The sequence below is a fragment of the Mesorhizobium sp. M7A.F.Ca.ET.027.03.2.1 genome, assembly GCF_003999175.1.
Classification (GTDB): domain Bacteria; phylum Pseudomonadota; class Alphaproteobacteria; order Rhizobiales; family Rhizobiaceae; genus Mesorhizobium.
Window position 1 is genome coordinate 1 of record NZ_RZOM01000436.1, and the last position, 4,761, is coordinate 4,761.

The window sequence follows — 4,761 nt, forward strand, 5'->3', positions numbered from 1 at the left end:
CCTCTATGTTTTCAGCGCCATCCTGCTGCCCTTCGTCGCCGGCATGGTGCTGGCCTATTTCCTCGATCCCGTTGCCGACCGGCTGCAGCGGCTCGGCCTGTCCCGTTTCATGGCGACGGTGGTCATCCTCATCACCTTCCTCATCGTGCTGGTGCTGGCCTTTGTCATCCTCATTCCGGTTCTGGCCACGCAGATGGCCGATTTCGCCGGCAAATTGCCGGAATATCTGACCCGGCTGCAAAGCCTGATCACCTCGTTCGATCCGAAATGGCTGGAACAGAAGTTCGGCGTCAACGCCAACAGCTTGCGCGACGGGCTGAATTCGCTGCTGACCTCGGGCTTCGGCCTGGTCACCACCGTCTTCACCTCGCTGTGGAGCTCCGGCATGGCGCTGGTCTCGGTGGTCAGCCTGTTCGTGGTGACGCCGGTGGTCGCCTTCTACATGCTGCTCGACTGGGACCGCATGGTGGCGGTCATCGACGGTTGGGTGCCGCGCGACAACGTCCAGACCGTGCGCGCCATCGCACGTGACATCAACACCGCAACAGCCGGCTTCGTGCGCGGCCAGGGCACGCTGTGCCTGGTGCTGGGCGCCATGTATGCCACCGGGCTGACGCTGACCGGACTGAATTTCGGCATCCTCATCGGCCTGTTCGCCGGGCTGATTTCCTTCATCCCCTATGTCGGCTCGCTGACCGGGCTGGTGCTGGCTGGCGGCGTCGCCTTCGTCCAGTTCTGGCCGGACTGGACGATGATCGTCGCGGTCGCGGTCGTGTTCTTCATCGGCCAGTTCATCGAGGGCAACATCCTGCAGCCGCGGCTGGTCGGCAAGAGCGTCGGCCTGCACCCGGTATGGCTGATGTTTTCGCTGTTTGCCTTCGGCGCGCTGTTCGGCTTCGTCGGCTTGTTGATCGCGGTGCCGGCTTCGGCTGCCGTCGCCGTGCTGGTGCGGTTCGCCATAGCCCGCTATCTCGAATCGCCGCTCTACAAGGGCCGCGGCGCGGCACCTGTGCCGCAGCTCCCGGCCGATCGCGGCGGCGGCCACCGCACGCAACCGCGTCGCTGAAGTGACTGCCCAGCCAACCGACCCGCCACGCCAGTTGCCGCTCGACCTCGGCCATGGCACCGGCTATTCGCGCGACGAACTCGTCGTCTCCGGCACCAACAATCAGGCGGTGGCGCTGGTCGACCGCTGGCCGGACTGGCCATCGCCGGTGGTGGTGCTGGCCGGTCCCGCGGGTTCGGGCAAGACGCATCTGGCCTCGATCTGGCGCACGCGTGCCAATGCGGTGGCGGTCGACGCCAGGCGCATCGGCGACAGCATTGCCAATCTCGGCGCGCGGCCGGCGCTGTTCGACGATGTCGATACCGGCGCGGTCGATGAACAGGGCCTGTTCCATCTGATCAATACGGTGCGTGGTGCCGGGTCAACGCTGCTCCTGACGGCGCGCCGCTTCCCGTCCGCCTGGCGCGTCACGCTGCCTGATCTCGCCTCACGGCTGAAAGCGGCGGCGACAGTGGAAATTCATGAGCCCGACGATCTCCTGCTCGCCGGCGTCATCACAAAACTCTTCGCCGACCGTCAGATCGAGGTCGAACCGCATGTCGTGCAGTATCTGGTCCGCCGCATCGAGCGCTCGCTGGCGACAGCGATGCGCGTGGTGGAGCGGCTCGACCGGACCGCGCTCGAACGCAAGACGCCGATCACCAGGGCGCTGGCAGCCGAAACCGTCAACGCCATGGATGAAGGGCAGGGCGAATTCGAGATTTAGCTGAGAGGTCAGTCTCAGAGCCACATTCGGGCGAAATGACGGATGGCGAGGTAGACGGCCGAGTGAGCGGCGATATAGCCGGCGGCGACCAGCACAAACATTCCGATACTGACACGCCAGGAGCGGGAGACGACGGCGCCTGGGGCCTGCCTCGCCTGTCTGCGGCTTTCACGGTTGTTCCACATCGCCAGCGCGGCGCAGGCAATTGCCCACGTCACCATGAACGGAACGGTGATGCCGGCATAGGCAAAGTAGGCCGGTCCGAAAAGCGACACCCAGGCATCCATTCCAAGCATCTGAACCCCCTGTTGCCGAACCGGCCACGGATGCACGACCGGAGCCGGAGCAAGTGACCATATGGCTGCGCCGGGCATTGGGCTATGAGGGGATGGTCGGAGTGGAGAGATTCGAACTCCCGACCCTCTGGTCCCAAACCAGATGCGCTACCAGGCTGCGCTACACTCCGAACGGTCTGTTGCCTATTCATTTCGGTGGTGCATGGCAAGTGCAAAAACCTGCGAGAGCAAAAACCTTGCCGCCGTGCGCATTGCGCAGTAATGACGGGCGAAGGGTGGCGATGCTGCCTTGCACAAGAACGAGGTGGCCATGTCCGCGCGCATTTTCAGCCCAGCCAAAACCGCGATGCAGTCCGGCAAGGCCAAGACCGGCCACTGGGTGCTGGAATTCGATCCCGAGACGCGCAAGAAGATCGACCCGCTGATGGGCTATACGACGTCGGCAGACATGAGAAGCCAGATCAGGCTTAGCTTCGACACGCGGGAAGAGGCGGTAGCCTACGCCGAAAAGCAAGGGCTCGCTTTCCGCGTCGAAGAGCCGAAAGAGACCAAGCGCCGCCAGATTTCCTATGCGGAGAATTTCCGCTATGACCGCAGGACGCCCTGGACGCATTGAACGGCGGCCAATGCCAGAATATCCAGCCGGCCCAAAGGCCGGCCAGCGGTCCCGTAGCTCAGCTGGATAGAGCACCGGCCTTCTAAGCCGATGGTCACAGGTTCGAATCCTGTCGGGATCGCCAGTATCTCCTTGTTTTTGCTGCTATAGTTCGTACAACCGACTGCCAGCGGCAAAGGCACCATCCATGGTGTCAGCACGGTGTCAGCAGAAAATTTGAAGCCCGCTGCCGAGAGGTGGCGGGCGTCCAGCTAGAACGGATTGGGTGCCAGTGGTAAAGTCGCGGCATCGCGGGGAGGACACGTCAATGCGCGGGGAGGAGCGACGGCAACTTGTTCGGGATTTTCTGGCTAGGCATAAGCTCGGGGCTATCAGCACCGTGCATCCGGACGGGTCTCCAGAGGCAGCCGTCATACAGGTGACGTTGGGCGACAACCTCAACATCGTGTTCGACAGCTTTCCCGGCAGTCGGAAGCTGGAAAATATTAAACGAGACAGTCGGATCGCCATGGTGATCGGCTGGGACGAAAACGTGACGGTTCAAATTGAAGGCCTGGCCCGACCTGCCAAGGCTAACGAATTGCAGCGATTGAGAGATGCTCACGTTGCCAACTGTCCGCTTGAAGCGGAGTTTCTAAAGCAAGGGGCACAACTCTTTACGATTTCGCCCCAATGGATTCGCTATTCCGATTTCAGAGGCGAGCCGATAGTTTTTGAGCTGTCCGGCGACTCGCTTGCGAAATAGGAGAGAGCCCGCCACCTCTCGGCAGCGGGCCTGTCGGGATCGCCAAAGCCTTTCGGGTTCGTTCCGGACACATAGGTTACGGTTTATACCGGAGACGTGGGCTTTCAGAGAGCGGGATCGGGCCTCGTGCGCTCAAACCGCCGCCGCCAGAAGCAGCGTTACCCCCAGGACCGTCGACGCATAGATCGTCGCTAGAAGCATGATCGGCCGAGGATACTCGGCGGGTGTCGCGAGGCCGGCAAAGTCGGGATTTCGGGTTTCGGTGCCGGGCCACGGGACGTCGTCGTCGGCCGCGGCGTTGTCATTGCAAGCGCGCACAGGAAGACGCTGGGCTATATCGGCGACGATCAGAGGATCGTCCGCCACCAATTTCGACCAGTCCGAAACAATGCCGATTTCACGTTTGAACATCGCTCGCCTCCCGTTTGCGCTCTAACAGCGATATCTAAATTATGTTCCACCGATAGTTTGACGAGGCGGACCGCTCTTGGTCACTGCGGCCTTCTGATTGATGAAAACCACGCCTGCTGCCTCCAACCCTCGACGGATGGCAGCCAGCTTGGCCGAACTCGGAATCCTTCGTCCGCTCTCGAAACTGCCAATCGTTCCTTCGCTGAGGCCGCACTTCGCGGCGAGTCGCACCTGCGACCATTTCAGCATCGCTCGTGCGGCTCTGCACTGCTGGGATGTAAGGGGCTGGATCCCTGAAACGGTGGAGCTTCGCTTGTTCACATCCTCAGATCCCTTCGCTTCGGCGGGACATGGCTCTGCACCAGGCGCACCTTGTCCCTATCCACTGTGACCATTGTCCCGAGCGATACCGTGACCTTGTCGCCGTCGATCCGCGTAACGCCGCCGGATAATTCCATCTGCTGGCCCTTGGTCAGCCTGGTCGCCGGATCAATGACCGAATGCGGAAAATTGTAACCGGGGATCGACACGCTGACGCGGTCTTCCGTGACGCGCTTCAGCACCGTCGCCATGACCGCCACTTCGTCGCCGACCTTTATTGCCATGCCACTGATTCTGGGGCGTCATCTGCCGGCGTCAAGGATTAGCTAGGGCTGATATAGCAAAATCGCGGAACCAGCTTTCTCCATGCAGGGTCGCCCCGACAGCGGCAAATACCGCAAGCCGTCCAACCCCTGTTCGGTGATGAGGCGTTGGCGTGGCTCGGGCAGCCGCCCCGCGCCAGCGTATTATTTCGTGACTCCGCCTTTTCGGAACCTTCCTGCGCACGGCGCGTTCGGCCCGCTGTATTCGAGGACCCTCATATAAAAGTGGACAGGCGGGAGGCAAACAAGGGTGGGGAGGAGTGTTGCCATGTCGAAG

At 61.9% G+C, this 4,761-nt stretch carries 8 protein-coding genes and 2 tRNA genes; 5 read left to right on the plus strand and 5 right to left on the minus strand.

Translation table 11 applies throughout. The features are described from left to right. On the plus strand, positions 1-1,066 hold a 1,066-nt coding region (locus EN750_RS19025; RefSeq protein ID WP_145967768.1), incomplete at its 5' end, for an AI-2E family transporter. Between the two features lies 1 nt (position 1,067). Beyond that, positions 1,068-1,772: a DnaA regulatory inactivator HdaA gene (gene hdaA, locus EN750_RS19030; protein ID WP_127397327.1), complete on the plus strand. Its 705-nt coding sequence runs from the start codon at positions 1,068-1,070 to the stop codon at positions 1,770-1,772. 14 nt (positions 1,773-1,786) lie between these two features. Here hdaA and EN750_RS19035 read toward each other — a convergent pair whose 3' ends face one another. Together EN750_RS19035 and EN750_RS19040 are read right to left on the minus strand one after the other, a co-directional pair. Then, positions 1,787-2,068, minus strand: coding sequence for a hypothetical protein (locus EN750_RS19035; RefSeq protein WP_127397328.1), 282 nt, complete (start codon positions 2,066-2,068; stop codon positions 1,787-1,789). A gap of 93 nt (positions 2,069-2,161) precedes the next feature. After that, positions 2,162-2,238, minus strand: a tRNA-Pro gene (locus EN750_RS19040). A gap of 140 nt (positions 2,239-2,378) precedes the next feature. Between EN750_RS19040 and EN750_RS19045 the strand changes: the two genes are divergently transcribed. From EN750_RS19045 to EN750_RS19055, 3 genes are all read left to right on the plus strand, one after another. Continuing rightward, positions 2,379-2,684, plus strand: coding sequence for an ETC complex I subunit (locus EN750_RS19045; protein WP_023812590.1), 306 nt, complete (start codon positions 2,379-2,381; stop codon positions 2,682-2,684). A 47-nt stretch (positions 2,685-2,731) separates the two neighbouring features. After that, positions 2,732-2,808, plus strand: a tRNA-Arg gene (locus EN750_RS19050). 183 nt (positions 2,809-2,991) lie between these two features. After that, the gene (locus EN750_RS19055; protein WP_127397329.1) at positions 2,992-3,429 is read left to right on the plus strand and encodes a pyridoxamine 5'-phosphate oxidase family protein; all 438 of its coding nucleotides are present in this window, start codon (positions 2,992-2,994) and stop codon (positions 3,427-3,429) included. Positions 3,430-3,561: 132 nt separating this feature from the next. On the opposite strand, the gene EN750_RS19060 is transcribed toward EN750_RS19055, so the two are convergent. From EN750_RS19060 to EN750_RS19070, 3 genes are read right to left on the minus strand one after another with little or no spacing between them, the layout of a single operon-like run. After that, a complete protein-coding gene (locus EN750_RS19060; protein WP_127397330.1) occupies positions 3,562-3,840 on the minus strand; it encodes a hypothetical protein in 279 nt (92 codons plus the stop codon). A 39-nt stretch (positions 3,841-3,879) separates the two neighbouring features. After that, on the minus strand, positions 3,880-4,161 hold the full coding sequence (locus tag EN750_RS19065) for a helix-turn-helix transcriptional regulator (protein ID WP_127322157.1): 282 nt from the start codon (positions 4,159-4,161) through the stop codon (positions 3,880-3,882). Beyond that, entirely contained in the window at positions 4,158-4,445 is a 288-nt protein-coding gene (locus EN750_RS19070) for a hypothetical protein (RefSeq protein ID WP_164762759.1), read from the minus strand. Before EN750_RS19070 ends, EN750_RS19065 begins: the two co-directional genes overlap by 4 nt. Positions 4,446-4,761: the final 316 nt, after the last annotated feature.

Excerpts from the sequence above, each read along its gene's own strand:
- EN750_RS19035 (WP_127397328.1), bottom strand. The coding sequence starts at position 2,068 with ATGCTTGGAATGGATGCCTGGGTGTCGCTTTTCGGACCGGCCTACTTT.
- EN750_RS19045 (WP_023812590.1), top strand. The coding sequence starts at position 2,379 with ATGTCCGCGCGCATTTTCAGCCCAGCCAAAACCGCGATGCAGTCCGGC.
- EN750_RS19055 (WP_127397329.1), top strand. The coding sequence starts at position 2,992 with ATGCGCGGGGAGGAGCGACGGCAACTTGTTCGGGATTTTCTGGCTAGG.
- EN750_RS19060 (WP_127397330.1), bottom strand. The coding sequence starts at position 3,840 with ATGTTCAAACGTGAAATCGGCATTGTTTCGGACTGGTCGAAATTGGTG.
- EN750_RS19070 (WP_164762759.1), bottom strand. The coding sequence starts at position 4,445 with ATGGCAATAAAGGTCGGCGACGAAGTGGCGGTCATGGCGACGGTGCTG.